Source organism: Micromonospora sp. NPDC049836, assembly GCF_044465125.1.
In the GTDB taxonomy this organism is placed as follows: Bacteria; Actinomycetota; Actinomycetes; order Mycobacteriales; family Micromonosporaceae; genus Micromonospora.
Genome location: NZ_JBITLH010000003.1, coordinates 413,745 through 438,080, shown reverse-complemented (window position 1 = coordinate 438,080; position 24,336 = coordinate 413,745). Strand labels below are relative to the sequence as shown.

General features: G+C 75.4%; 18 protein-coding genes. 9 read left to right on the top strand and 9 right to left on the bottom strand.

The features are described 5' to 3' along the window. Positions 1-6 precede the first annotated feature (6 nt). Positions 7-936, bottom strand: a complete 930-nt coding sequence (locus ACIBPB_RS09865; RefSeq protein ID WP_396839163.1) for an LD-carboxypeptidase — start codon at positions 934-936, stop codon at positions 7-9. A gap of 76 nt (positions 937-1,012) precedes the next feature. On the opposite strand from ACIBPB_RS09865, the gene ACIBPB_RS09860 reads away from it, so the two are divergent. The 5 genes from ACIBPB_RS09860 to mptB (ACIBPB_RS09840) all read left to right on the top strand — a co-directional run bounded on the left by ACIBPB_RS09860 (position 1,013) and on the right by mptB (ACIBPB_RS09840) (position 9,656). Further along, positions 1,013-1,780 (top strand): type 1 glutamine amidotransferase, encoded by a 768-nt coding sequence (locus ACIBPB_RS09860; RefSeq protein WP_396839162.1) that lies wholly within the window; start codon positions 1,013-1,015, stop codon positions 1,778-1,780. A 1-nt stretch (position 1,781) separates the two neighbouring features. After that, positions 1,782-4,811 (top strand): bifunctional [glutamine synthetase] adenylyltransferase/[glutamine synthetase]-adenylyl-L-tyrosine phosphorylase, encoded by a 3,030-nt coding sequence (locus ACIBPB_RS09855; RefSeq protein ID WP_396839161.1) that lies wholly within the window; start codon positions 1,782-1,784, stop codon positions 4,809-4,811. Beyond that, complete coding sequence (locus ACIBPB_RS09850; RefSeq protein ID WP_396839159.1) at positions 4,804-6,456, top strand: hypothetical protein; 1,653 nt, start codon at positions 4,804-4,806, stop codon at positions 6,454-6,456. Before ACIBPB_RS09855 ends, ACIBPB_RS09850 begins: the two co-directional genes overlap by 8 nt. Positions 6,457-6,518: 62 nt before the next feature. Beyond that, complete coding sequence (gene mptB, locus ACIBPB_RS09845) at positions 6,519-7,934, top strand: polyprenol phosphomannose-dependent alpha 1,6 mannosyltransferase MptB (RefSeq protein ID WP_396839158.1); 1,416 nt, start codon at positions 6,519-6,521, stop codon at positions 7,932-7,934. A gap of 6 nt (positions 7,935-7,940) precedes the next feature. Beyond that, positions 7,941-9,656 (top strand): polyprenol phosphomannose-dependent alpha 1,6 mannosyltransferase MptB, encoded by a 1,716-nt coding sequence (gene mptB, locus ACIBPB_RS09840; RefSeq protein ID WP_396839157.1) that lies wholly within the window; start codon positions 7,941-7,943, stop codon positions 9,654-9,656. Between the two features lie 332 nt (positions 9,657-9,988). Here the strand turns inward: mptB (ACIBPB_RS09840) and glnA are convergent, their stop codons facing one another. Beyond that, the gene (gene glnA / locus ACIBPB_RS09835; protein ID WP_396839156.1) at positions 9,989-11,413 is read right to left on the bottom strand and encodes a type I glutamate--ammonia ligase; all 1,425 of its coding nucleotides are present in this window, start codon (positions 11,411-11,413) and stop codon (positions 9,989-9,991) included. 345 nt (positions 11,414-11,758) lie between these two features. Between glnA and ACIBPB_RS09830 the strand changes: the two genes are divergently transcribed. Then, the gene (locus ACIBPB_RS09830; protein WP_396839155.1) at positions 11,759-12,178 is read left to right on the top strand and encodes an RDD family protein; all 420 of its coding nucleotides are present in this window, start codon (positions 11,759-11,761) and stop codon (positions 12,176-12,178) included. A 63-nt stretch (positions 12,179-12,241) separates the two neighbouring features. On the opposite strand, the gene ACIBPB_RS09825 is transcribed toward ACIBPB_RS09830, so the two are convergent. Continuing rightward, on the bottom strand, positions 12,242-12,931 hold the full coding sequence (locus ACIBPB_RS09825) for a DUF4191 domain-containing protein (RefSeq protein WP_046568888.1): 690 nt from the start codon (positions 12,929-12,931) through the stop codon (positions 12,242-12,244). Positions 12,932-13,140: 209 nt separating this feature from the next. Here ACIBPB_RS09825 and ACIBPB_RS09820 point away from each other — a divergent pair, with 209 nt between their 5' ends. After that, positions 13,141-13,311 carry a hypothetical protein gene (locus tag ACIBPB_RS09820; RefSeq protein WP_396839154.1) on the top strand — a complete coding sequence of 57 codons (171 nt, stop codon included), beginning with the start codon at positions 13,141-13,143 and terminating at the stop codon, positions 13,309-13,311. A gap of 272 nt (positions 13,312-13,583) precedes the next feature. Further along, the gene (locus ACIBPB_RS09815) at positions 13,584-16,556 is read left to right on the top strand and encodes an AAA family ATPase (protein WP_396839153.1); all 2,973 of its coding nucleotides are present in this window, start codon (positions 13,584-13,586) and stop codon (positions 16,554-16,556) included. A gap of 151 nt (positions 16,557-16,707) precedes the next feature. Here the strand turns inward: ACIBPB_RS09815 and lipA are convergent, their stop codons facing one another. Further along, positions 16,708-17,754, bottom strand: a complete 1,047-nt coding sequence (gene lipA / locus ACIBPB_RS09810) for a lipoyl synthase (protein WP_396839152.1) — start codon at positions 17,752-17,754, stop codon at positions 16,708-16,710. A gap of 411 nt (positions 17,755-18,165) precedes the next feature. On the opposite strand from lipA, the gene aspS reads away from it, so the two are divergent. Continuing rightward, a complete protein-coding gene (gene aspS, locus ACIBPB_RS09805) occupies positions 18,166-19,452 on the top strand; it encodes an aspartate--tRNA(Asn) ligase (protein WP_396839151.1) in 1,287 nt (428 codons plus the stop codon). Positions 19,453-19,511: 59 nt separating this feature from the next. Here aspS and ACIBPB_RS09800 read toward each other — a convergent pair whose 3' ends face one another. The 5 genes from ACIBPB_RS09800 to ACIBPB_RS09780 form a co-directional block, all read right to left on the bottom strand. Next, entirely contained in the window at positions 19,512-20,192 is a 681-nt protein-coding gene (locus ACIBPB_RS09800; RefSeq protein WP_396839150.1) for a lytic polysaccharide monooxygenase, read from the bottom strand. Positions 20,193-20,301: 109 nt separating this feature from the next. Then, a complete protein-coding gene (nadE, locus tag ACIBPB_RS09795; protein ID WP_396839148.1) occupies positions 20,302-21,126 on the bottom strand; it encodes an ammonia-dependent NAD(+) synthetase in 825 nt (274 codons plus the stop codon). 17 nt (positions 21,127-21,143) lie between these two features. After that, on the bottom strand, positions 21,144-21,536 hold the full coding sequence (locus tag ACIBPB_RS09790) for a VOC family protein (RefSeq protein ID WP_357316480.1): 393 nt from the start codon (positions 21,534-21,536) through the stop codon (positions 21,144-21,146). 41 nt (positions 21,537-21,577) lie between these two features. Continuing rightward, entirely contained in the window at positions 21,578-22,222 is a 645-nt protein-coding gene (gene lipB / locus ACIBPB_RS09785) for a lipoyl(octanoyl) transferase LipB (protein ID WP_396839147.1), read from the bottom strand. Positions 22,223-22,335: 113 nt separating this feature from the next. Next, positions 22,336-24,159 carry a DUF3488 domain-containing protein gene (locus tag ACIBPB_RS09780; RefSeq protein ID WP_396839146.1) on the bottom strand — a complete coding sequence of 608 codons (1,824 nt, stop codon included), beginning with the start codon at positions 24,157-24,159 and terminating at the stop codon, positions 22,336-22,338. Positions 24,160-24,336 lie beyond the last annotated feature (177 nt).

Here is a 24,336-nt window from a genome sequence, read left to right as displayed (position 1 = left end):
CCGGGGTCAGGCGACGGCGGGGCTGACCGTGAGGGTGCCGGCGTCGGCGTCGAGGGTGGCCTCGGTGCCCACGGGGACGGTGAGCTGGCCCACGCCGTGGCCGATGGGGAGGCCGCCCAGCACCGGGACGCCGAGGTCGCCGAGGCGGTCGGTGAGCACGTCGACGACCGTGGTGTCCCAGCCGTCGGCGCACTCGGTGAACTGACCCACGGCCACCCCGGCCAGGCCGTCCAGGGCGCCGCAGCGGCGCAGGTGGGTGAGCATCCGGTCGATCTTGTACGGCGGCTCCTGCACCTCCTCGATCAGCAGCACCGCCCCGGTCAGGTCCGGCATGTCCGGGGTGCCGATCGACGCGGTGATCAGGCAGAGGTTGCCGCCGAGCAGCGGACCGGTCGCCCGGCCGGGCACCCGCACGGCGTACGTCTCCTCGTCCGGCACCGCCGGCACGGTCACCGGCTCGGTGGTCATCAGCGCGGCGTGCAGCGACTCCGCCGAGGCGAGCGGGGTGCGCTCGTCCAGCCAGGCCGCCCCCGGGCCGTGCACGCTGGCCAGCCGGGCGCCCCGCCAGAGCGCGAACTGCAACGCGGTGATGTCGGAGAAGCCGGCCACCACCTTCGGGTCGCGGCGGACCGCGGCCATGTCGATCAGGTCGACCACCCGCTGCGCGCCGTACCCGCCGCGGGTGCAGATCACCCCGCGCACCTCGGGGTCGGCGAAGGCGGCGTTCAGGTCGGCGGCGCGCAGCTCGTCCCCGCCGGCCAGGTAGCCCTGCCGGGCGTACGCGTGGGGGGCCAGCACCGGCCGCAGCCCCCAGCCGGTCAGCAGCTCGATGCCGCGGGCCACCCGCTCCGGCCGGGTCGGGCCGGAGGGCGACACCAGCATCACCGGGTCACCGGGATGCAGGACCGGTGGGCGCAGGCAGTCGTCGGTGGGCACCTGCCGGAGCCTAGTGGGCACCCGCCCCGCCGAGCCGGACCGGGCCGCGTCGGCCGTACCGGATAGCCTCGGTGCCGTGGCAACCGCGCTGGTGATCGAGAACGACCCGACCGACGACCTCCGCCGCCTGGGGGACTGGCTCACCGAGGGTGGCCTGGACCTGTGGGTGCTGCGCCCGCACGCCGGCGACGAGCTTCCCGGCGATCTCGACGGCTACGCCGCGCTGGTGGTGCTCGGCGGTGAGCAGCAGGCCTACCCGGGCCCGGACGGCAGCCCGGGCGCGCCCTGGTTCCCCGCCCTGGAGGGCCTGCTGCGCAAGGCGGTCCGCCAGCGGGTCCCCACCCTCGGCGTCTGTCTGGGCGGGCAGCTGCTGGCCAGCGCGCACGCCGGCCAGGTCGAGCGCAGCCCGTCCGGGCCCGAGGTCGGCCCGTCGGTGGTGGGCAAGCGCGACGCCGCCGAGCACGATCCCCTCTTCCGGTACGTGCCGCTGATGCCGGACGTGCTCCAGTGGCACTCCGACGAGATCACCGAGCTGCCGCACGGCGCCACCCTGCTGGCCGCCTCCACCCGCTACCCGCACCAGGCGTTCCGCCTCGGCGACCGGGCCTGGGGGCTGCAGTTCCACATCGAGTGCGACACCGCGATGATCGCCGACTGGGCCCGCGACTCGACGCTCCTGGCCGAGCTGGGCTACGACCCGGAGCTGGTGGTGGCCGCCTGCGACCGGGTGATGGCCGACGTGGAGGAGGTCTGGCAGCCGTTCGCGGTCCGGTTCGCCGCCCTCGCCACCGGCGAGCTGACCGACGACAGCCCGCGGCGCAGCCTGCCGCTGCTCGGGCACTGAGATGACCCGACCGACCAGGGGCCGGCTCGCCCGCTACGGCTTCGCCGAGGGCGACGCCGGGGTGCGGGCCGCCGACCTGCTCGGCCCGGGCGGGCTCGGGCTGTGGCGGGTCGACGCGCAGGAGCCGGCCGACGAGCGGGCCGCCGGGCTGCTCACCGCGCTGTCCCGCGCCGCCGACCCCGATCTGGCCCTGCGCCAACTGCACCGCCTCGTCGAGGCCGAACGCCGCGGCGCCGGCCCGCCGGCCGGCCCGGCGCCGTTGCTCGACGCCCTGCACGACGACCCGGGGCTGTGCCGGCGCCTGGTGGCGGTGCTGGGCGCCTCCTCGGCGCTCGGCGACCACCTGGTCGCCAACCCGGGCCAGTGGGTGGTGCTGGCCACCGACCCGGACGGGCTGGCCCCGGCCGCCGACGGCCGGCTCGACCTGGCCGCCGCCGCCCGGTTCAGCGCCGTGTCGCAGCCGGTGCCGGTGCTGCGGCAGGCGTACCGGCTGGCGCTGCTGCGGATCGCGGCGGCCGACCTGACCGGCGGGCGTGGCCTGGAGCAGACCATGGCGGCGCTGTCCCGGCTCGCGGACGCCACCCTGGCCGCCGCGTTCGACATCGCCGTGGCCGAGCTGCCGGAGGGCACGGCCCGCCCCCGGCTCGGCGTGGTGGCGATGGGCAAGTGCGGCGGCCACGAGCTCAACTACGTCTCGGACGTGGACGTCATCTTCGTCGCCGCCACCGACGACGACCTGGCCGCCGCCACCCAGGTGGCCACCCGGCTGATCCACGTGTGCGGGCTGGTCGCCTGGCCGGTCGACGCCGCGCTGCGGCCGGAGGGCAGCCGGGGGCCGCTGGTGCGTACCCTCGCCAGCCACCTCGCCTACTACCGGCGCTGGGCCCGGACCTGGGAGTTCCAGGCGCTGCTCAAGGCCCGCCCGGCGGCCGGCGACCTGGCGCTGGCCGGGGAGTGGATCGAGCAACTCGCCCCGCTGGTGTGGACCGCCGCCGAACGCCCGGAGGCGGTCGAGGACGTCCGCGCCATGCGCCGCAGGATCATCGACAACATCCCGCCCAAGGAGCTGGAACGCGAGATCAAGCGCGGTCCCGGCGGGCTGCGGGACATCGAGTTCGCCGTCCAACTGCTCCAACTGGTGCACGGCCGGGCCGACGAGTCGCTGCGGGCGCCCGGCACCATCCCGGCGCTGCGCGCCCTGGTCGCCGGCGGCTACGTCGGTCGCGCCGACGGCGAGGCGCTGCTGCGCGGCTACCGCTTCCTGCGCGGCGTCGAGCACCGCCTCCAGCTCCAGGCCCTGCGCCGCACCCACACCGTGCCGACCGAGCCGGCCGCGCTGCGCTGGCTGGCCGCCGCGCTCGGCTACCAGGCCAGCCCGGGCCGCAGCGCCGTCGAGGAGTTCCGCGCCGAGTGGGTCACCCACGCCACCGAGGTACGCCGCCTGCACGCCAAGCTGCTCTACCGCCCGCTGCTGGAGTCGGTGGCCCGGGTGCCGGCCGAAGGGCTGCGGCTCACCCCGGAGGCGGCCCGGCACCGGCTGGAGATCCTCGGCTTCGCCGACCCGGCCGGGGCGCTGCGCCACCTCCAGGCCCTCACCGGCGGGGTGAGCCGGACCGCGGCCATCCAGCGCACCCTGCTGCCGGTGCTGCTCAGCGAGTTCGCCGACGCGCCCGAGCCGGACCGGGGGCTGCTCAACTACCGGCAGGTCTCCGACAAGCTCGGCAGCACCCCCTGGTACCTGCGGCTGCTGCGGGACTCCGGGCCGGTGGCCCGTCGGCTGGCCCGGGTGCTCTCCTCCTCCCGGTACGCGGCCGACCTGCTGGCCCGCGAGCCGGAGGCGCTGCGGCTGCTGGCCGAGGAGAGCGAGCTGACCCCGCGCCCCCGCGAGGTGCTCTGCGAGGGCTTCACCGCGGCGGCGGCCCGGCACGACGACCCGGTCGAGGCGACCCGGGCGGTCCGCGCCCTGCGCCGCCGGGAGCTGGTCCGGCTGGCCTGCGCCGACGTGCTCAGCCGGGCCGGCGCGCTCGCCCCGCTCACCCCCCGCTCGGCCGACGGCGCCCCCCGGCTCCCGACGCTGGCCGACATCGGCGCGGTCGGCACCGCCCTCTCCGACGTCGCGGACGCCACCCTCGCCGCCGCGCTGCGCACCGCCCGGGCCGCCCAACCGGGGCCGCCCGGCCTCCGCTTCGCCGTGATCGGCATGGGCCGGCTCGGCGGGTACGAGTCGAACTACCTCTCCGACGCCGACGTGCTCTTCGTCTACGACCCGCCGTCGGGCGTCGAGGAGAGCGCGGCCAGCGCCGCCGCCCACGCCGTCGCCGAGGAGCTGCGCCGGCTGCTCTCCGCGCCGGCCCCCGACCCGCCGCTCGGCGTCGACGCCGACCTGCGCCCGGAGGGCCGGCAGGGCCCGCTGGTGCGCAGCCTCGCCGCGTACGCGCAGTACTACGCCCGCTGGTCGAAGGTGTGGGAGGCGCAGGCGCTGCTGCGGGCCCGGTTCGTCTGCGGGGACGCCGACCTGGGCGCCGAGTTCCAGGCGATGGCCGACCGGGTGCGCTACCCGGCGGACGGGCTGACCCGCGAGCAGGTGGTGGAGATCCGCCGGATCAAGGCCCGGGTGGAGACCGAGCGGCTGCCCCGGGGCGCCGACCCGGCCACCCACACCAAGCTGGGCCGGGGCGGCCTCGCCGACGTCGAGTGGGCGGTGCAGCTGCTCCAGCTCCGGCACGCCGGCCGGCACCCCGAGCTGCGCGGCACGCGTACCCTCGACGCCCTCGCCGCCGCCCGGGACGCCGGCCTGGTCGACCCGGACGACGCCGCCGCGATGGCCGCCGGCTGGACGCTCGCCGCGCAGGTACGCAACGCGCTGATGCTGGTCCGCGGTCGGGCCGGCGACCAGCTGCCCCGGCACGGGGTGGAGCTGGCCGGCGTGGTCCGCCTGCTCGGCCGGGACGACCCCGGCGAGTTCCTGGACGACTACCTGCGGGCCGGCCGCCGTTCCCGGGCGGCGATGGAGCGGGTCCTCGGTGCCTGAGCTGCCCGGCCGGGCCCCATCCGATCGCCGCCCGCCCAGCGGCGGTCCCCGGTCGATCGGGCGGCCGGGCGTGCTGGCGGCCGGCGTCGCGCTGTTGCTCGGCGTGGCGTTCCTGCTCGCCCCGCCGATGGGCACCGACCTGGCCGCCCAGGTCGCCCGGGCCGGCTTCGTCGACCGGCACGGCGCGGCCCCGATCGACCTCGGCTGGTACGGCGGGGTCAACCAGTACGGCTACAGCCTCTTCACCGCCCGGCTGGGCGCCTGGCTCGGGGTACGGCCGCTGGGCGTCCTCGCCGCGGTGGCCGGGGCCGCGGCACTGGGCTGGCTCTTCGCCCGGCACCGGGCCCGCCGGCCGGTGCTGGCCGGGGTGCTCGGCGCGGTGGTGCTGGTCGGCAACCTGGCCAGCGGCCGGATCACCTTCGCCGTCGGCCTGGCCTTCGGGCTGCTCGCGCTCGGCGCGGTGAGCGCCGACCGGCCGGGGCGCCCGGCCCGCCTGGTCCTGGCCGCCGCGCTCGCCGCCGCCGCCACCTGGGCCAGCCCGGTGGCCGGGCTGTTCACCGGTGTGGCCGGCGCGGCGCTGCTGCTGGCCGGGCTGCGCCGGGGCGACGGCCCGGGCCGGCCGTTGCCGGGCGGCTGGCGGGCCGACCGCCCGCTGGCCGAGAGCCTGGTGCTCTGCCTCGCGCCGGCGCTCGCGCTCGCCCCGATGGCCGTGCTGTTCGGCAACGGCGGCACCCAGCCGTACTCGGCCGAGTCGATGCGGATCAACGTGGCGCTGGCCGTGCTGGTCTGCGCCGTGCTGCCCCGGCGCCGCCGGGCGCTGCGGATCGGCGCCGCGCTCACCGTGCTGCTGCTGGTCGCCGCCTTCTACCTGCCCAGCCCGGTCGGCTCCAACGCGCTGCGGCTGCCGATGCTCTTCGCGCTGCCCGTCCTCGCCGGCTACGCCCCACTGCCCGGGCCGTGGCTGGCCGCGCTGCTCGCCGCGACCGTCTGGTGGCAGAACCCGGTGATGGTCAGCGACGTGACCCGGGCCGGCGCGGCGGAAAGCGACCCCGCGTTCCACCGCCCGCTCGCCGACGAGCTGGCCCGGCGGCAGCCGGTCGGCCGGGTCGAGGTGGTGCCGCTGCGCGACCACTGGGAGTCGGCGTACCTGCCGCCGACCGTGCCGCTGGCCCGGGGCTGGGAACGGCAGGCGGACACCGACCGCAACGGCCTCTTCTACGCCGATCCGCTGACCGCCGACGGATACGCGGACTGGCTGCGCCGGGAGGCCGTCCAGTACGTGGCGGTCGCCCCCGACGCCCCGCCGGACCGGTGGGGACGCGCCGAGGCCGACCTGATCGAGGCGGGCCAGCCGTACCTGCGCGAGGTGTGGCGCGACGCGCACTGGCGGCTGTACGCCGTGGTCGACCCGACGCCGCTGGTCGGCGCGCCGGGTCGGCTGGTCGCCGCCGACCAGGCCCGGCTGCGCCTCACTGCGGAACAGGCCGGTGACCTGCCGGTCCGGGTCCGCTGGTCCCGCTGGCTCACCCTCGCCGGCGGCGACGGATGCCTGCGTCCGGGGCCGGACGGCTGGACCGAGGTGCGGGCGTTTGCCCCGGGCGAATTCACCGTCTCCAGCAGCCTGACGCCCGGGGGGCACTGCTGAACCCGCGCCCCGGCCCGGTGCCCAGCGTCGGTCCCGCCCGGCCGGGCTGGCAGCATGGCGGGGTGCCTCACCACCTCTCGCGCTGGACCGGCCTGGCCGGCTCGGCGCTGCTCGCCCTGTCCGCCTACCTCGGCGGCGCGTTCCCGCACGCGAACCTGCGCCCCACCCCGGTCGGCACCTGGCAGGGCCGGAACGGACCGCTGATCATCGCGGCCTGGCTGGTCGGCACCGCGCTGCTGGCCTGGGCCTGGTGGTCGCTGCGGGACCGGGTGCCGTCGGTGCGCTGGGCGCTGGTCACCGCCGGGCTCTGGCTGCTGCCGATGCTGGTCGCGCCGCCGTTCGGCAGCCGGGACGTCTACGCGTACGCCTGCCAGGGCGCCAGCTACGCCGGCGGGATCAGCCCGTACGAGCAGGGGGTCTCCGCGCTGCCCTGCCCGTGGCTGGACACCGTCTCGTTCATCTGGCGGGACACCCCGGCACCGTACGGGCCGCTGTTCGTGGTGATCGCCGGGGCGGTGGTCAAGGCGACCGGCTCGCTGACCGCGAGCATCGTGCTGTTCCGCCTGCTCAGCCTGGCCGGCGTGGCGCTCATCGGGTACGCCGTGCCGGTGCTCGCCCGGCGCCGCGGGGTGCCCGCCGCGCGGGCGGTCTGGCTGGCGCTGGCCTGCCCGCTGGTCGCCATGCACCTGATCGGCGGCCCGCACAACGACGCCCTGATGGTCGGGGCGCTGGTCGCCGGGCTGGCCCTGGTGGCGTCCCGACCGGGCCGCCCCGGCCCGCTGCTGGCCGCCGGGGCGCTGCTCGGCGTGGCCGTGGCGATCAAGGTGACCGCGCTGGTCGTGGTGCCGTTCGCCGCGCTGGCCGCGATGGTCGGGCCGTACCGGATCCGGACGCTGGTGCGCGACGGCGGGTGGGTGGTCGGCGGCGCCGTGGCGGTCGTGGTCGCGGTCACCTTCGGCGGCGGCCTGGACTTCGGCTGGGTCGGCGGGCTGTCCCAGGGCGGCGTGGCGGTGGCCTGGACCTCCCCGCCCACCGCCGTCGGCCAGACCATCGGCTACCTCGCGGTGCCGTTCGGCGCGCACATCGACGCGCTCCCGGTGACCCGGGGGATCGCCGTGGTGCTGCTGGCCGTGCTGCTGGTCTGGCTCTGGTGGCGGGCCCGACACCGGGACCCGTTCTACCACGCAGGGCTGGCGCTGGCGCTGACCGTGGCGCTCTCCCCGGTGGTGCACCCCTGGTACTGGACCTGGCCGCTGGCCGTGCTCGCCGCGACCGCCGCGGTGCGGGAGAAGTGGTACCTGGTGGTCGCGCTCGTCGGCTGCTTCCTGATCCTGCCGGACGGGCTCGGCCTGCCCCGGTGGACCAAGATGCCCGGCGCGCCCCTGATGACGCTGTTGGTGATCGTGGTCACCGTCCGGTTGGTACGGTCGGCTCGGGCGGCCCGGAAGGCGGTCCCCGCCGAGGCGGCAGCCGACTGAGGAGAGGTGCCGGTGAGCGAGCCGGGCGGCACGCTTCCCGACGGGCCGGTCCGGCCGGTCGCCGCCGCGCTCGCCCGGTACGCCGGGCTGCTCGGCGCGGTGCTGCTGACCGTCGCCGGCTGGCTGGGCGGCGCGCTGCCCGACGCCCCGCCGGTCACCCGCTTCGCCGACGTCTGGCGCGCCCCGCACGGGCCCCCGGTCCTGGCCTGCTGGCTGGCCGGCGCGGTGCTGCTGGCCGGCGCCTGGTGGTCGCTGCGCTGGGGCGCCCCGTCGACCCGGTGGGCGTACCTGACCGCCGGGCTGTGGCTGCTGCCGCTGCTGGCCGCGCCGCCGCTGGGCAGCCGGGACGTCTACTCGTACGCCTGCCAGGGCTGGTCCTGGACGCACGGCGCCGATCCCTACCGCGTCGGGGTGGCCGCGGCCGGCTGCCCGTGGACCGACGCGGTGCCCCCGATCTGGCGGGACACCCCCGCCCCGTACGGGCCGTTCTTCGTGCTGCTGGCCGGCCTGGCCGTACTGGCCGGGGGCGGCCTGGTCGGTGCGCTGGTGGCGCTGCGGGTGGCCGCGGTGGCCGGGGTGCTACTGGCCGCGCTCTGCCTGCCGGGCCTGGCCCACGCCGCCGGCGTGCCACCCCGGCGGGCGACCTGGCTGGTGCTGGCCTGCCCGCTGGTCGGGGTGCACCTGGTGGCCGGCGTACACAACGACGCCCTCGCGCTCGGGCTGGTCCTCTCCGGGCTGCTGGTGCTGCTCCGCCGGCCGGGCCGGCCGGGCGTGCTGCTGCTCGCCGGGGCGCTGCTGGGCCTCGCCGTGGCGGTGAAGGCGGTCGCCGTGGTGGTGTTGCCGTTCGCCGCGCTGGTCGCGCTGCCCGGCCGCCCCCCGCGACCCGGCGCTACCGGGCTCGGCGGCGTGGCAGCCGACCGGTTCCCTCGACGCGACGGTGCCGGGCTCGGCGGCGTGGCGCCCGAACGGTTCGTTCAACGCGACGGGGCCAGGCTCGGCGGCGCGGCGCGGGCTGCCCCGGTACGGGCGCTGCTGGGCGCCGGTGCCTGGCTCGCCGGCGGGGTGCTGGCTGCGCTGCTGGCCACCTCGCTCGCCACCGGGCTGGGCCTCGGCTGGCTGGGCGGCCTGGCGCGCAGCGGCGACTCGCAGCAGTGGACCTCGCCGCCGACCGCCGTGGGCTTCGTCGTCGACTACGCGGGCGGCCTGTTCGGGCGGGAGCCCGACGCCGTGCCGGTGGCTCGGCTGGCCGCGCTGGCCGTGCTCGCCGTGCTGCTGGTGGCGCTCTGGTGGCGGTCGTGGACCGCGCTGCGCCGGCCGGGCGTCGTCCGGGAACCCGCGGCGTCGACAGTCCCGTTGCCGACGCCGGGCTCGCCGCCGGAGTCGGCCTCGCCGTCGGCGGTGGCCCGGGCCCGGGTGGCGCTGCTCGGGGCGGGCCTGGCGCTGGCCGCCACGGTCCTGCTCGCCCCGGTCTTCCACCCCTGGTACGCGGTCTGGCCCCTCGCGCTGCTCGCCGTGGCGACCCGGTCGCCGGCCCGGACGGCCTGGTTCGTGGCGCCCTGCGCGCTGGCCGGGCTGCTCGTCCTCCCCGACGGCACGAACCTGGCCCGGTTCACCAAGGCCCCGGGCGCGATCGCGATGACGGCACTGGTCCTGGCGGTGGCCGCCGTCGCCATCCGGGCCGCCCGGGCCGCCCGGGCCACCCGCCCCCGCCCGGCCCGCTGACCGCCCCCCCGCCTTGGCCGTTCGGCCCGCCTTGACCGCCCGCCCCTGACCCCGCCCGCTGACCGTCCGCCCGCCCCTGACCCCGCCCGCTGACCGTCCGCCCGGTCCGCTCCGCCCGGTCCGCTCCGCCCGGTCCGACCGGCTGTCTTGATCGACTCGGGTTGCGGCAATCTGTGGTCTCAAACCGCGCCGAGGGGCCGATTTGCCGCAACCGGAGTCGATCAAGAAGGCCCGGCCGCGCCTCGGGGCGGTGCGCACGGAAAGCGGCCGGGCCGGCCCCGCTGTCGCGGAGTCGGCCCGGCCGCTGCTGTGGTGTGTGTCGCCCGGGCGGGTCAGCAGTCGAAGTACATCGCGAACTCGTGCGGGGTCGGGCGCAGACGCACCGGGTCGACCTCGTTGGCCCGCTTCCAGGACACCCAGGTGGAGATCAGGTCCGGGGTGAAGACGCCGCCGTCGAGCAGGTAGTCGTGGTCGGCCTCGAGGGCGTCGAGCACGGCGGGGAGCGAGCCCGGCACCTGCTTGACGTCGCCCCACTCCTCCGGGGGCAGGTCGTACAGGTCCTTGTCGATCGGCGCCGGCGGCTCGATCTTGTTCTTGATGCCGTCCAGGCCGGCCATCATCATGGCCGAGAAGGCGAGGTACGGGTTGCTGGACGGGTCCGGCACCCGGAACTCGACCCGCTTGGCCTTGGGGTTGCTGCCGGTGACCGGGATCCGGGTGCACGCGGAGCGGTTGCGCTGCGAGTAGACCAGGTTGACCGGCGCCTCGAAGCCCGGCACCAGCCGGCGGTACGAGTTGACCGTCGGGTTGGTGAAGGCCAGCAGCGACGGCGCGTGGTGCAGCAGGCCGCCGATGTACCAGCGGGCCGTGTCGGAGAGGCCGGCGTAGCCGGTCTCGTCGTAGAACAGCGGCTCGCCGTTGAGCCAGAGGCTCTGGTGGGTGTGCATGCCGGAGCCGTTGTCGCCGAAGAGCGGCTTCGGCATGAAGGTGGCGGTCTTGCCGGCGGCCCAGGCCTCGTTCTTGATCAGGTACTTGAAGAGCTGGAGCTGGTCGGCCGAGTGCAGCAGGGTGGAGAACTTGTAGTTGATCTCCGACTGGCCGGCGGTGCCGACCTCGTGGTGCGAACGCTCCACGGTGAAGCCGGCGTCGATCAGGCGGCGGACCATGCTGTCGCGCAGGTCGGCGTAGTGGTCAACCGGCGGCACCGGGAAGTAGCCGCCCTTGTACGCGGTCTTGTAACCGCGGTTGCCGCCCTCCTCCTCGCGGCCGGAGTTCCACGCGCCCTCGATCGAGTCGATGTAGTAGAACGACCGGTGCGCGGAGGTCTCGTGTCGGATCGAGTCGAAGATGTAGAACTCCGCCTCGGCGCCGAAGTACGCGGTGTCGGCGATGCCGCTCGCGGCCAGGAACGCCTCGGCCTTCTTCGCCACGTTCCGCGGGTCCCGCGAGTACGCCTCGCGGGTGAACGGGTCGTGGATGAAGAAGTTGAGCGCGAGGGTCTTCTGCCCGCGGAACGGGTCGATGAAGGCGCTGGCGACGTCCGGGAGCAGGAGCATGTCCGACTCGTGGATCGCCTGGAAGCCACGGATCGACGAACCGTCGAACGCGAGGCCGTCGGTGAAGACGCTGTCGTCGAAGGACTCGACCGGCAGGTTGAAGTGCTGCATCACGCCGGGCAGGTCACAGAAACGTACGTCGACGAACTTCACGTCCTCGTTCTTGAGGTATCGCAGGAGTTCCTCGGGATTGGCGAACACACGTCCTCCTGGCAGGTCCACTCCGGTGGCTGGCTCCTGGCGACGCTATGGCCGCGCGGTTGCCCGGCCGTGTCTCCTCTGTTTCCGCCGTGTTACGTCCCTCGCGGAGCGTCATCCGAGCCGCTCAGTCGCCGTGGAGTCTCCGTTCGGACGATACCCGCTGTGTCGATGTGCCGCTGATTGATGGCAATGGTCCGTTTCCTTGCTGGGTGGCGAACCGGTCCAGCCGGGCAGTGACCGCACCGCGCAGCGCCGCCGGGGTGGCGATCCGGTCCAGCCGGGAGCAGTGACCGGCGCCCCGCGGTGCCGCCGCGCTGCCCGCGCCGGGACGCGGGCTGACTACCCTTGACCGCTGTGACCGATACCGCCGCCGTGCCGGTGCCGCCCGCCGCGGACCCCAGCTTCACGCCCCCGAGCCTGGGCCGCCGCTTCGGCGCGCTCGTCATCGACTGGGTGCTCTGCCTGCTGGTCGCCAACATCTTCGCCAACCCGGTCCGGGACGGCTGGGCCCCGGTGCTGGTGCTGGTGCTGGAGTACGGCTTCTTCCTCGGCCTGTTCGCCCAGACCCCGGGCATGTACGTCACCCGGGTCCGCTGCCTGTCCTGGGCCGACGGCGGGCGGATCGGCCTGGCCCGGGCGCTGCTGCGCGGTCTCCTGCTCGCCCTGGTCGTCCCCGCCCTGATCATGGACGAGCACCGCCGCGGCCTGCACGACCGGCTCACCGGCTCGGTCATCGTCGACGCCCCCCGACCGGTCCGCCGCTGAGCCACCGGACGACGAAGGAGCCGGCCCCGCGTGGGTCCGGCTCCTTCTCGCGTACGCCTCGGGTCAGCGACCCCGGGTCTGGCGGAACGCGCCGCGCGGCGGCCGCATGTTCTTCGGGATCGCGCCCTTGGGCAGTTGCGGGCGGGCGGTGAGCGCCTTGAGCCGCTTGTCGAGGGCGTTGACGTCCTTCGGGGCGAGGTTGCGGGGCAGCCGCATCAGGGTCATCCGCAGCTTGCGGATCGGCAACTCGCCCTCGCCCTGACCGATCACGTAGTCGTGCAGCGGGGCGGTGCCGATCACCTTGGCCAGCCGGCGCTTCTCCTGACCGAGCAGGCCGCGCACCCGCTGCGGGTTCCCCTCGGCCAGCAGGATCACGCCGGGGCGGCCGATCACCAGGTGCACCATGTCCATCTGGGTGGTCGAGCTGACCGCCGGGGTGACCCGCCAGTCGCCGCGCATGCTCTCCATGATCTGCGCCGCCGCGCCGGGCTGCCCCTCGGCGGCGTTCATCATCGCCTTGTTGGACCGCAGGTTGAGCACGATCAGCACCGCGAGCAGGATGAACAGGATGCCGATCGGCAGCCAGATCCAACCCCACAGGAGCACGGCGACCACGGTGAGCGCCAGCGGGATCAGCACCGCCGCCGCGGTCAGCGGCGCGAACCACCGGTCCTGCTTGGCGGTGAACTGGAACACCATCCCGATCTGCTTCAGCCGCTGGCCGAACGAGACCTTCTCCTGGGGCTTTGCCATGCCGCAGAGTCTAGTGGTCGCTCCGCCACCGGTTGATCCGTGGCCGGCCTTCCGCCCGCGCTGAGTACCTTACGTCGCCGGCGGCCCCCTCAGGCCCGCCGGTAAGGAGGGGGAGGGGCCGAAGATCAGGCAGTGGACCCATGCCCCGGGGCCACCTTCGCGCGGAAAGTGAGTGTCGACAGCGAGAACGACACGACAGGGGAAACGACATGTTCGGCAACGACGCGGAATTGATGCTCACCATCCACCGCAACCACGCCTCCGAGCTCCAGGCCGACGCGGCCCGCGACCGGCTCGCCCGGTCGGTGCCCCGCCGCCACCAGCGCAGCTGGCTGGGCCGGCGCCACGACGCCGCCCGCGCGGCCCAGGGCCGTCGGTGACCACCCTCGCCGCGCCGCCCACCGGCGGTCGGAGCGACCACACACCCGGTCCGGCCGGCCCGGTGCCGCCGCCACCCGGCGACGCGCCCGGCCCGGCCGGTCGGGATCCCGCACCTGACCCGGCCCCTGCCGCGGGCGCGGCCGGGTCGGGTGCGGTCGGCGCAGGTGCCGGGCCGACCGCCACGGGGGCGGCCGGCCCGGCGGCGGCCGGTCCCGCAGACCGGCCGGTCGGCCGGGACGGTGCGCCGCCCGGCCGTGGCATGCTCGACGGCGTGACCGTACGCGCCGCCAGCACCGTCCTCGTGGGCCGCCAGAGAGAGTTGGCCGAGTTGCGCGCCGCGCTCGGCCGGGCCCGTGCCGGCGAGCCCGTCACCGTGCTGGTCGGCGGCGAGGCCGGCGTCGGCAAGACCCGGCTGCTGGAGGAGTTCCGCGCCCACGTCGCGGCCGCCGGGGCCCGGATGTTGGTCGGCCAGTGCCTGGAGCTCGGCGAGGCCGGCCTGCCGTTCGCGCCGTTCGCGGCGGCGCTGCGCGAGGTGCTGCGCCGCGACGGTCCGGCGCCCTTCGCCGGGTACGAGGCGGAGTTCGCCCGGCTGCTGCCGGAGCTTGCCCGGGTGCCGGCGGCGGCCGCGCCCGCCGGGCTGCCCGTCTCGGACACTCCGCGGGGCTACCTGTTCGACCTGGTCTGCGAGCTGTTCGGCCGGATCGCCGCGGAGCGCCCGCTGGTGCTGGTGATCGAGGACCTGCACTGGGCGGACCGCTCCACCCGGGACCTGATCGGCTTCCTGGTCCGGGCCGCCCGGGCCGCCCGCCTGCTGCTGGTCTGCACCTACCGGACCGACGAGCTGCACCGCGGCCACCCGCTGCGCCCGTTCCTGGCCGAGCTGGACCGGGCGCGGGGCGTGGAGCGGGTGGAGCTGGGCCGGCTGGACCGGGACGGCACGGCCGCCATCCTCGCCGACCTGATCGGCGCCGAACCGGCGCCCCGGGCGGTCGACGACGTGCACGAACGTACCCAGGGCAACCCGTTCTTCATCGAGGAACTGGCCGCCGCGGGCGACCCGGTGGGCTGCGCCACGCTCCCGGAGACGCTGCGCGATCTGCTGCTGGCCCGGGTGGACCGGCTGCCCGAGCCGGCCCAGCGGGTGCTGCGGATCGCCGCCGCGGGTGGCACCCGCTTCGCCCACCAGCTGCTCGCCGAGGTGGCCGGCCTGCCCGAGCTGGAGCTGGAGGACGCGCTGCGCGCCGCGGTGGCCGCCCAGCTCGTGGTGGCCGACCCGGACGGGGACTACGAGTTCCGGCACGCCCTGGTCCGCGAGGCGGTCCACGACGAGCTGCTCCCCGGCGAGCACGCCCGGCTGCACGCCCGGTACGCCGCCGCGATCGAGGCGCAGCCGCACCTGGTGGCCGCCGGCCGCGCCCCGGCCGAGATCGCCCACCACTGGTACGCCGCGCACGACCACCCGCGCGCCCTGGTCGCCGCCCGGGCCGCGGCCAGCGCGGCCGCCGACCGGTACGCCTACGCCGAGCAGAGCCGGCTGCTGGAACGGGTCCTCGAACTCTGGGAGCTGGTGCCCGACGCCGCCGACCGGCTGGCCATGGACCACCTGCGGGTGCTGGAGGAGACGCTGGCCGCGGCGGTCACCGCCGGCGACTACAACCGGGCGCTCACCCTCACCCGGGCCGGGCTGGCGGAGGTGGACTCCGCCGCCGAGCCGCTCCGCGCCGCCCGCCTGCTCTACCAGCGCGGCCGGCTGCTCGCCCTGCTCGGCAAGACCGACGGCACGGCCGAGGTACGCGAGGGGTACCGGCTGGCCGCCGACACGCCGGACGGCCCGGAACGGGTACGGCTGCTCGCCGACATCGCCGCGCACCTGGTGAAGATCGATCCGGGGCAGGCCGCCTCAATTGCCGCCGAGGCGATGGCCGGCGCCGAGGCGGTCGGTGAGGAAACGGCCCTGTTGGCCACCCGGATCGCCATGCTCTGCCGCACCGCACGCGCCCCGGACCTGGGATTGGTCGAGCTGCGCCGGGCGGAGGCCCTGGCCCGCGCCACCGGCAACGCGTCGGCGCTGGTCAGCGCCCTGGTCCACCTCTCCGACGTGCTCTACGAGCTGGGTTCGTACGCCGAGTCCGCGGAGGCGGCGGCCGGCGGGGTCGCCGAGGCGCGCCGGGTCGGGATCAGCCGCTCGACCGGGGCGTACCTGCTGTCCAACCGGGCCGAGGCGCTGATCGCGCTGGGCCGCTGGGACGAGGCCGACGAGGCCTGCGCACAGGCGGCCCGGATCGACCCGCCGGGCGTGTCCGGGCTGCACTGGCTGCAGCTCCGGGCCGGGTTGCGGCTGGCCCGGGCCCACCCCGCCGCCGACGAGCTGACCGGCCGGGCGCTGGCCTTCCTGGCCCGCCCCTACCTGTGGCCGAACCTCCGGCTGCCGTTGCGGGAGTTGCGGATCGAGGCGGCGCTCGCGGTCGCTGACAAGGTGGAGGCGGTGGCCGCGGCGCGGGCCGCCCTGGCCGACGAGCGCCTGCCCGGCCTGCCCCGCGAGGGGTGGTCGCTGCTCAGCGCGACCGCCCGGGCCGCCGCGCTGGTCGCCGACGCCGGGCTGGCCGCCGAGGTGGCCGAGGTGGCCGCCGCGCTGCCGGCCCGCTATCCGGCCGAGCGGGCGCACGCCGCCCAGATCCCCGCGATCCTCGCCGGCATCGACGGCACCGGTGGGCGGGTCCGGGCCGGCGAGGGAGCGGTGGCCGGCACGCGGGTCGCCGGGGCCGGTGCCGTGCTGGCGGCGTGGCGCGCGGCGGTGGCGGCGTGGCGTGCGGCCGGGCCGCCGTACCCGCTGGGCCGCGCGCTGCTCGGGCTGGCCGAGGCCGCCGCCGCGGTGGGGGAGCGGGACGAGGTCGCCGCGGCGGTAGGCGAAACAGCCGAGATCGCCGGGCGGCTCGGTGCCGTCCCGCTGGCCGAGCAGGCCGCCACCCTGGCCCGCCGGGTCGGGTTGCGCGGCGGTGGTCGCCCCGGGCCGGACCTGCTCACCAGCCGCGAGCAGGAGGTGCTGCGGCTGGTCGCCGAGGGGCACAGCAACAGCCGCATCGCCGAGCAGCTCTTCATCTCGCCGAAGACGGCGAGCGTGCACGTGTCCCGGATCATCGCGAAGCTCGACGTCGGCAACCGGGTGGAGGCGGCTGCCCTGGCCCACCGCCTCGGCCTGCTGGAGCCGCCGGCGGGCCCGCCGGACCAGCGGCGCGGCCGGTAGCCGGGCGAGCGGGCCGGAGGACGGGCGCGGCCGGTGGCCGCGGAGCGGGCCGGAGGACGGGCGCGGTCCGCGTGAGCGGGCCGGCCAGTACGTCGATCGCCCCGGACCGGGGACCGGGCCGGGGCGACGGGTGACGCGGCAGGTGGGCGGCTCAGCCGGCGGCGGTGACCGCTTCGCGGGCCGACAGGGCCTGCTGGTAGAGCCGGCCCGCCCGGTACGAGGAGCGAACCAGCGGCCCGCTCATCACGCCGGCGAAGCCGATCTCCTCGGCCTCCTCGCGCAGCTCGACGAACTCCTCCGGCTTGACCCAGCGGGTGACCGGGTGGTGCCGGGGGGAGGGGCGCAGGTACTGGGTGATGGTGATCAGCTCGCAGCCGGCGTCGTGCAGGTCGCGCAGCGCCTGGGAGACCTCGGCCCGCTCCTCGCCCATGCCGAGGATCAGGTTGCTCTTGGTGACCAGCCCGGCGGCGCGGGCCTGCCGGATCACGTCGAGCGAGCGGTCGTAGCGGAACGCCGGGCGGATCCGCTTGAAGATCCGCGGCACCGTCTCCACGTTGTGTGCGAGCACCTCGGGACGCGAGCCGAAGACCTCGGCGAGCTGCTCGGGCACCGCGTTGAAGTCGGGGATCAGCAGCTCGACGCCGCAGCCGGACTGGAGGGCGTGGATCTGCCGGACCGTCTCGGCGTAGAGCCAGGCGCCGCCGTCGGGCAGGTCGTCGCGGGCCACGCCGGTGATGGTGGCGTAGCGCAGGCCCATCGCGGCCACCGACTCGGCGACCCGGCGCGGCTCGTCGGCGTCGAACTCGGCCGGCTTGCCGGTGTCGATCTGGCAGAAGTCGCAGCGCCGGGTGCACTGGTCGCCACCGATGAGGAAGGTGGCCTCCCGGTCCTCCCAGCACTCGTAGATGTTGGGGCAGCCGGCCTCCTGGCAGACGGTGTGCAGCCCTTCGCGCGAGACCAGCCCGCGCAGTTGGGTGTACTCCGGGCCCATCTTGGCCTTGACCTTGATCCACGGCGGTTTGCGCTCGATCGGCGTCTCGGCGTTGCGCGCCTCGATCCGCAGCATCCGCCGCCCCTCGGGGGCGACGGTTGCGGGGCGCGCGGCCTGCTCAGTCGTCGGCGCGGAGTGCTCGATCGTCACAACGCCGAGCGTACGCCGGTCGGTGGCCGTCGATGGACTTCGGGCGACGGGCGTCACGCGCCAGAGGTTGTGACACCGGACACCAGTGGCGAAAAATGGCCGTCACAGTGGCCGGCTGCGGGTGTTAGCGTGGCCGGCAGAGCTGCGACGGAGCCGAGTAGCGCGCCGACCCGCCAGCGCAGAGAGCCGCCGGTTGCTGAGAGGCGGTCTGGCGCCGGTGCGCGAAGACCCTCCCGAGCTGCGGGAAGAACGGTGCGGTGCACGGCAGGGCCCGGCGGGAACGCCTGCGATACGCGAGGGCCCGGCCGGACAGGCGCACCCAGTAGAACCCGCCCGGCTGGCCCCGGTGAAAAGGCGACGAACGAGGCCTCCGCGCGAGCGGGGGCGAAGGTGTGGTGGCACCGCGAGGATCCCGCTCGCCCACACTCCCTGGGGATCGCGTTGCGATTGATCAAGGAGGTAGCCACCATGCAACGCATCCTGTCTTCCCAGCTCAACCACCATGTCGGCGAATCCGTCCGGATCGCCGGCTGGACGCACCGCCGCCGGCTGCTCAAGTCGGTGGCCTTCCTGATCGTCCGGGACGCGGCCGGCCTGGCCCAGGTGGTGGTCACCGACCCCGCCGTACGCGCCGCCGTCGAGGCGCTGCCCGAGGAGAGCGTCGTCGAGGTCACCGGCACGGCGGTCGCGAACCCGACCGCGCCCGCCGGGGTCGAGGTCGTCGACCCCACGGTACGACCGCTCGGGCCGCCCGCCGTGCCGCCGCCGTTCGACCTGTACCGGCCGGCGCTCACCGCCTCCCTGCCCACCCAGCTCGACCATGCCCCGACCGCGCTGCGCCACCCCACCCGCGCGGCGGCGCTGCGGATCTCCGCGGCGGCGGTGGCCGGCTTCCGGGCCGCCCTGGACGAGCGCGGCTTCGTGGAGATCCACACCCCGAAGGTGGTCGCCACCTCCACCGAGAGCGGGGCGAACGTCTTCGCGCTGGACTGGTTCGGCCGGCCCGCGTACCTGGCCCAGTCGCCGCAGTTCTACAAGCAGCTCATGGTCGGCGTCTTCGAGCGGGTGTACGAGGTGGGGCCGGTGTTCCGCGCCGAGCCGCACGACACGGTCCGGCACCTGGCCCAGTACACCTCGCTCGACGTCGAGCTGGGCTTCGTCACCGACCACCGGGAGGTGATGGCGGTGCTGCGGGACGTCCTCGCCGGGATGCTGGCGGCGGTGGCGGACCGGGCCGGCACCGCGCTCGGCACGCTGGGCCTGACCCTGCCCGGGGTGCCCGCCGAGATCCCCGCGGTGCACTTCACCGAGGCGCTGGCGATCGCCGGGGCGCCGGCCGACGAGCCGGACCTCGCCCCGGCCCACGAGCGGGCACTGGGCGAGTGGGCGCGGGCCGAGCACGGCAGCGACTTCCTCTTCGTCACCGGCTACCCGATGGCGAAGCGGCCCTTCTACACCCACCCGGACCCGGCCCGGCCGGGCCACTCCAACGGCTTCGACCTGCTGTTCCGGGGGATGGAGCTGGTCACCGGCGGGCAGCGGCTGCACCGGTACGAGGACTACCTGGCCGCCCTGGCGGCCCGCGGCGAGCCGGTCGAGCCGTACGCCGGCTACCTGGACGCGTTCCGGCATGGCATGCCGCCGCACGGCGGCTTCGCGATCGGGCTGGAACGGTTCGTGGCCCGGCTGACCGGCGCGGCCAACGTCCGGGAGGTGACCGCCTTCCCCCGGGACCTGCACCGGCTCACACCCTGACCGCCGGCGGACTCCGGCCCAGGACGCGCACGCCCTGGGCCGGAGTGCGGCCGGGCCGGTCAGCTGAAGTTCACGTCACTGCACCACATGTACGCCTGGTCGAGGTGGGATGCCTGCCAGATGACGAAGAGGATGTGGTGTCCGGTGTAGCCGGAGGTCGAGATGGTGAAGCTGATGTTCTGCGCCGGCGCGTACCTGCCGGTCTGCGTGATGTAGTCGAGGTTCCCCCAGCCCAGGCGCTGGGTGGTCGGGTTGAACCCCTGCTTGCTCACGTAGACCCGGAAGTAGTCGGCGCCGTGGCTGGCCTGGTCGTAGAGCTGGACCGTGAAGCTGCGGCCGACGTTGGTCGTCTTCCACGGCCCGGGCTGGTTCAGGCTGTCGTTGCGGGAGAGTGCGTTGCTGCACAGCTGCCCGTCGGGCGTGCGGGCCTGGAACTGCCCGCCGAGGCCGTCCCGCAACGCGCTCATCCAGTTCCACATGGTGTCGGGGTTGGCCTGGAACGCCCGGTAGCACATCGGGTCCTGCTGCTGCATGGCCGGATTGGTGTGGTTGTTCCCCCAGTTCTGCCAGCACTTGTAGGCCCTGGTTCCCGGGCTGACGATGGTGCCGTGGGCCTCGGCCGCGCCGGGCGCGGCCAGCATGCCGACCAGCATGGTCAGCACCACGGCGAGCGCTCGAACGGGGTGGTGGACGGCTGAGCGGGGCTGCCGGCCGGATTGCTCGGGCTTGTGGGAACGCACGGTACGTCCTCCTTCGGCGCGTGGAGTCGGTGATGGGAGCGCTTCCAAGCCAGAATTGCATCCATGAATACGAATATCAATCGATGTCTATATGGTGGACCGATTTGCCCTACGGGGCGATCGGGAGCCGGCGCTTGTGGTCGGTGGCCCGGTAGCGGGCGACCAGCTTCTCCTCGACCTGCGCGGGCACCGGCCGGCCCTCCAGGTAGTCGTCGATCTGCTCGTACGCCAGGCCGAGCGCGTCCTCGTCGAGCTTGCCCGGAGCCAGGCTCTCCAGGTCGGCGGTGGGCGCCTTGCCGACCAGCTCGGCGGGGGCGCCGAGCGCCTCGGCCAGCGCCCGCACCCGGCGCTTGGTCAGCCCGGTCAACGGCACCACGTCCGCCGCCCCGTCGCCGTGCTTGGTGAAGAAGCCGGTGACCGCCTCGGCGGCGTGGTCGGTGCCCACCACCAGCCCGCCCGTCGCGCCGGCGACCGCGTACTGGGCGATCATGCGCTGCCGGGCCTTGATGTTGCCGAGCACGAAGTCCCGCTGGGCCGCGTCGCGGAACGCCAGCCCGCCGGCGACCAGCGCGTCCAGGGCGGCGTCGGCGGCCGGCTTGACGTCGACGGTGAGCACCCGGTCCGGGCGGATGAAATCCAGCGCGGCCCGGGCGTGCTGCTCGTCGGCCTGCACCCCGTACGGCAGGCGCATGGCGACGAACTCGGCCCGGTGGCCGGCCTCCCGGGCCCGGGCCGCGGCGAGCTGGCAGAGCCGTCCGGCGGTGGTGGAGTCGACGCCGCCGCTGATGCCGAGCACCAGCGTGGCCAGGCCGGTGTCGACCAGGCGGTCGGCGAGGAAGACCAGCCGTCGCTCGATCTCCTCGGCGGCGTCGAAGGTCGCCGGCACCTGGAGCTCCGCGGCGATCCGTCGCTGGGTCGGCAGCACGTCGGTCATCGAGGTCCTCTCTCGGGTCAGGCGGGGCCGAGCAGGTCCCAGGGGTTGCCGGCCAGGTCCCGGAAGACGGCGACCCGGCCGTACGGCTCGGTGCGCGGGGGCCGCACGAACTCGACCTTCGCCTCGACCATCCGCCGGTAGGTGGCGTCGAAGTCGTCGACCTGGAGGAAGAAGCCGACCCGGCCGTGGGTCTGGTCGCCCACCGCGGCCTGCTGGTGCTGGCCGTCGGCGCGGGCCAGCAGCAGGCCGGTGCCGCCGCCCGGCGGGCGGACCACCACCCAGCGCTTGGGGCGGCCGTCGTTGGTCAGCGACGGCTTGTCCTCCACCAGCTCGAAGCCGAGCACCTCGGTGAAGAAGGTGATCGCCGGGTCGTACTCGGCGACGACCAGGGTGACGAGATCGATCCGCACCGCACGAGCCTACGCGGCGGCCCGGACCCCTCGGGACGTGGTCAGCCGGCCGCGACGATGGTGGCGAGGTGCCGCTCGACGACCGGGAGCACGTCGGCCACCGTGATCGGGCGGCCCAACTCGGCGCTGAGCGAGGTGACCCCGGCGTCCCGGATCCCGCACGGGACGATCCGGTCGAAGTAGGTCAGGTCGCAGTCGCAGTTGATCGCGAAGCCGTGCAGGGTCACGCCGCGCGCCACCCGGATGCCGATGGCCGCCACCTTGCGGGCCGGCCCCCGGTCGTCCTCCGGCACCCAGACGCCGCTGCGCCCCTCGACCCGGCCGGCGGCCAGCCCGAACTCGGCGCAGACGTCGATCAGCATCTGCTCCACGCGCCGCACGTAGGCGACCACGTCGACCGGGTCGGGCAGCGTGACGATGGGGTAGCCGACGAGCTGCCCCGGACCGTGCCAGGTGATCTTGCCGCCGCGGTCGACGTCGACGACCGGGGTGCCGTCCATCGGGCGGTCCCACGGCTCGGTCCGCTTGCCGGCGGTGTAGACGCTGGGGTGCTCCAGCAGCAGCACGGTGTCGCCGCGCTCGCCGGCCACCACGGCCTCGTGCAGCCGGCGTTGCTCGTCCCACGCGGCCTGGTAGTCCAGCACCCCGGCACGGACGGTGGTCAACCCGGAAGTCGTCACGCTCACCCGTCCAGCCTAGTCCCGCCCCGGGTGGGCGGGCGGCGTGAGCCTCGTCGCGTCCGGCCCGGGTGGGCGGTTGCGCCGGCGGGTCGAGCGCCTTCCCGACCGGGTGCGCCGAGTCACCCGGGCGGGACCCGCCAGAGCCAGACGTCGTCCACCCGCTCGGGCGGGCCGAGCAGCGCGGTGGCGGTGCGGCGCACCGTCTCCTCGTCGACGTCGAACTTGGCGCCGTGCACCCGGTCGGCCAGCACCACCGTCTCGACCCGCCAGTAGTGCAGGTCGGCCAGGGCCTCCTTGATGCTGCCGTCGGTGATGATCGGCACCAGGCGGGTCCGCCCCGCCTGGTCCATCAGGGCGCTGAAGCTGCGCGGCACCGGCCCGATCCGCCCGCGGCCGTCCGGCCCGCCGGGGCCGAGGAAGAACCCGGCCGGGATGCGGAACGTGCGCTGCTGGTGGGCCAGCGCGTACGCCTGCCAGCGCTGGCCGTCGGGGTAGAGGTCGACGGTCACCGGCAGCGGGGTGAGCACCCCGTCGGGCGAGACGTAGCGCTGCCAGGTGCCGCTGGTGATGAAGTCGGGAATCGGCTCGCGCACGCTGGTGAGCAGCGGGGTGGGCAGCAGCGGCAGCAGCGCGGCGGCGAAGCCGAGCGCCCAGGCCAGCTCGGTCCAGCGGTGCCGGGGTGGCCGGGCGCGCAGCCGGTCGATCGTGTACGCCAGCAGCAGGCCGATCACCGGGGCCGCCACCAGGGCCAGCCGGGACGGCAGCGCCGCGTTGATCACCGGCAGGTTGTCCAGCACCCCGAACGGCAGGAGCTGATCGGTGCGCCGGCCGTTCCACTTGGCCCGGGGCCCCCAGGAGAGCACCGCGAAGACCACGGCGGTCAGGCCCAGCGCGGTGAGGGTGGCCCGGAACGCCCGGTCCGCCCGGGTCCAGAGGAAGGTGAAGCAGCCGGCCGCGAGCAGCAGCAGCGGGATGCCGAAGAAGGAGTTCTCCTCGGTCGGGTTGGGGGCCAGCGAGGTGCCCAGCCCGGCCCAGCCGGCCAGGGACCGGCGCGGGTACGACCCGAACGCCGCGATGTCCTCGGAGTGGATCATCGGGTCGAAGCCGGTGCCGTGGAAGCGCTGCGGGCCGGCGAAGTGCAGCCACAGCGGGTACGCCAACAGCACGCCGGCCACCAGCGCGGTCACCCCCAGGCCGCGCAGGAAGGGGAGCAGGTCCGCCCGGGCCTCGGCCCGCCGGGCCGGGTGCACCGCGCGGACCAGCAGGAAGAAGGCGAGCGCCAGGGCGGTGAAGAAGAGCCCCTCGGCGGCGATCGAGAACGCGACCGCCACCAGCACGCCGAGCACGATGCCGCCGCGGATCGCCCGGCCGGGTCGGCGCAGCCGGAACACGCCCCAGATCAGCAGCGGCACCAGCCAGCCGGCGGTCCAGTTCAGGTGCGCGTTGGCGTGCGAGACCATCGCCGGGCAGTAAGCGATGAAGAGCGCGCCCACCCCGGCGGCCAGCTGGCTGCCGACCAGGTACCGGCTGAGCAGCCAGTACCAGGCCACCGCGGTGGCGGCGAGGTTGAGGGTGAGGATCACCAGGAAGGTGGCGGGCGGCCCGATCAGGTACGTCAGCGGCGCGAAGACCACGGCGTACGCGGTGATCGAGGTGTTGACCGCGAGGTTGACCCCGTCCGGGACGTTGATCAGGTCGGTGAAGAACGGGTTCTCGCCGTGGGTGAGCGCGTGCCCGCCGAAGGCCAGCAGCCACTCGAAGAGCGCCTGGTCGCTGGAGTTGACCGTGATGGCCCGGGTGTTCGGGCCCCACCACAGGCCGCTGGTCACCCAGCAGGCCAGGGCCAGCGCGGCGAGCACCACGACGAGGTCGGCCCGCCGGTCCCGGTGGCCGGGCTCGGGGGTGGGCGACGGGCCCGGGACCTGGGACGGGGAGGACGGCACGGAGCGGACGTTACCAACCGGATCTGGACAGGCCGGTCAGACTCCTAACCTTTCCTCACCCGGCGGTCAACACTTCGGCGTCCGTGAATGTGTGAGCGGACGCCATTCCGGCGCGGGGAAACGGCGTCGTAACGTCTCGGCAACTCGAAGGTGACCCAGTTCACATTCCGCCACCAG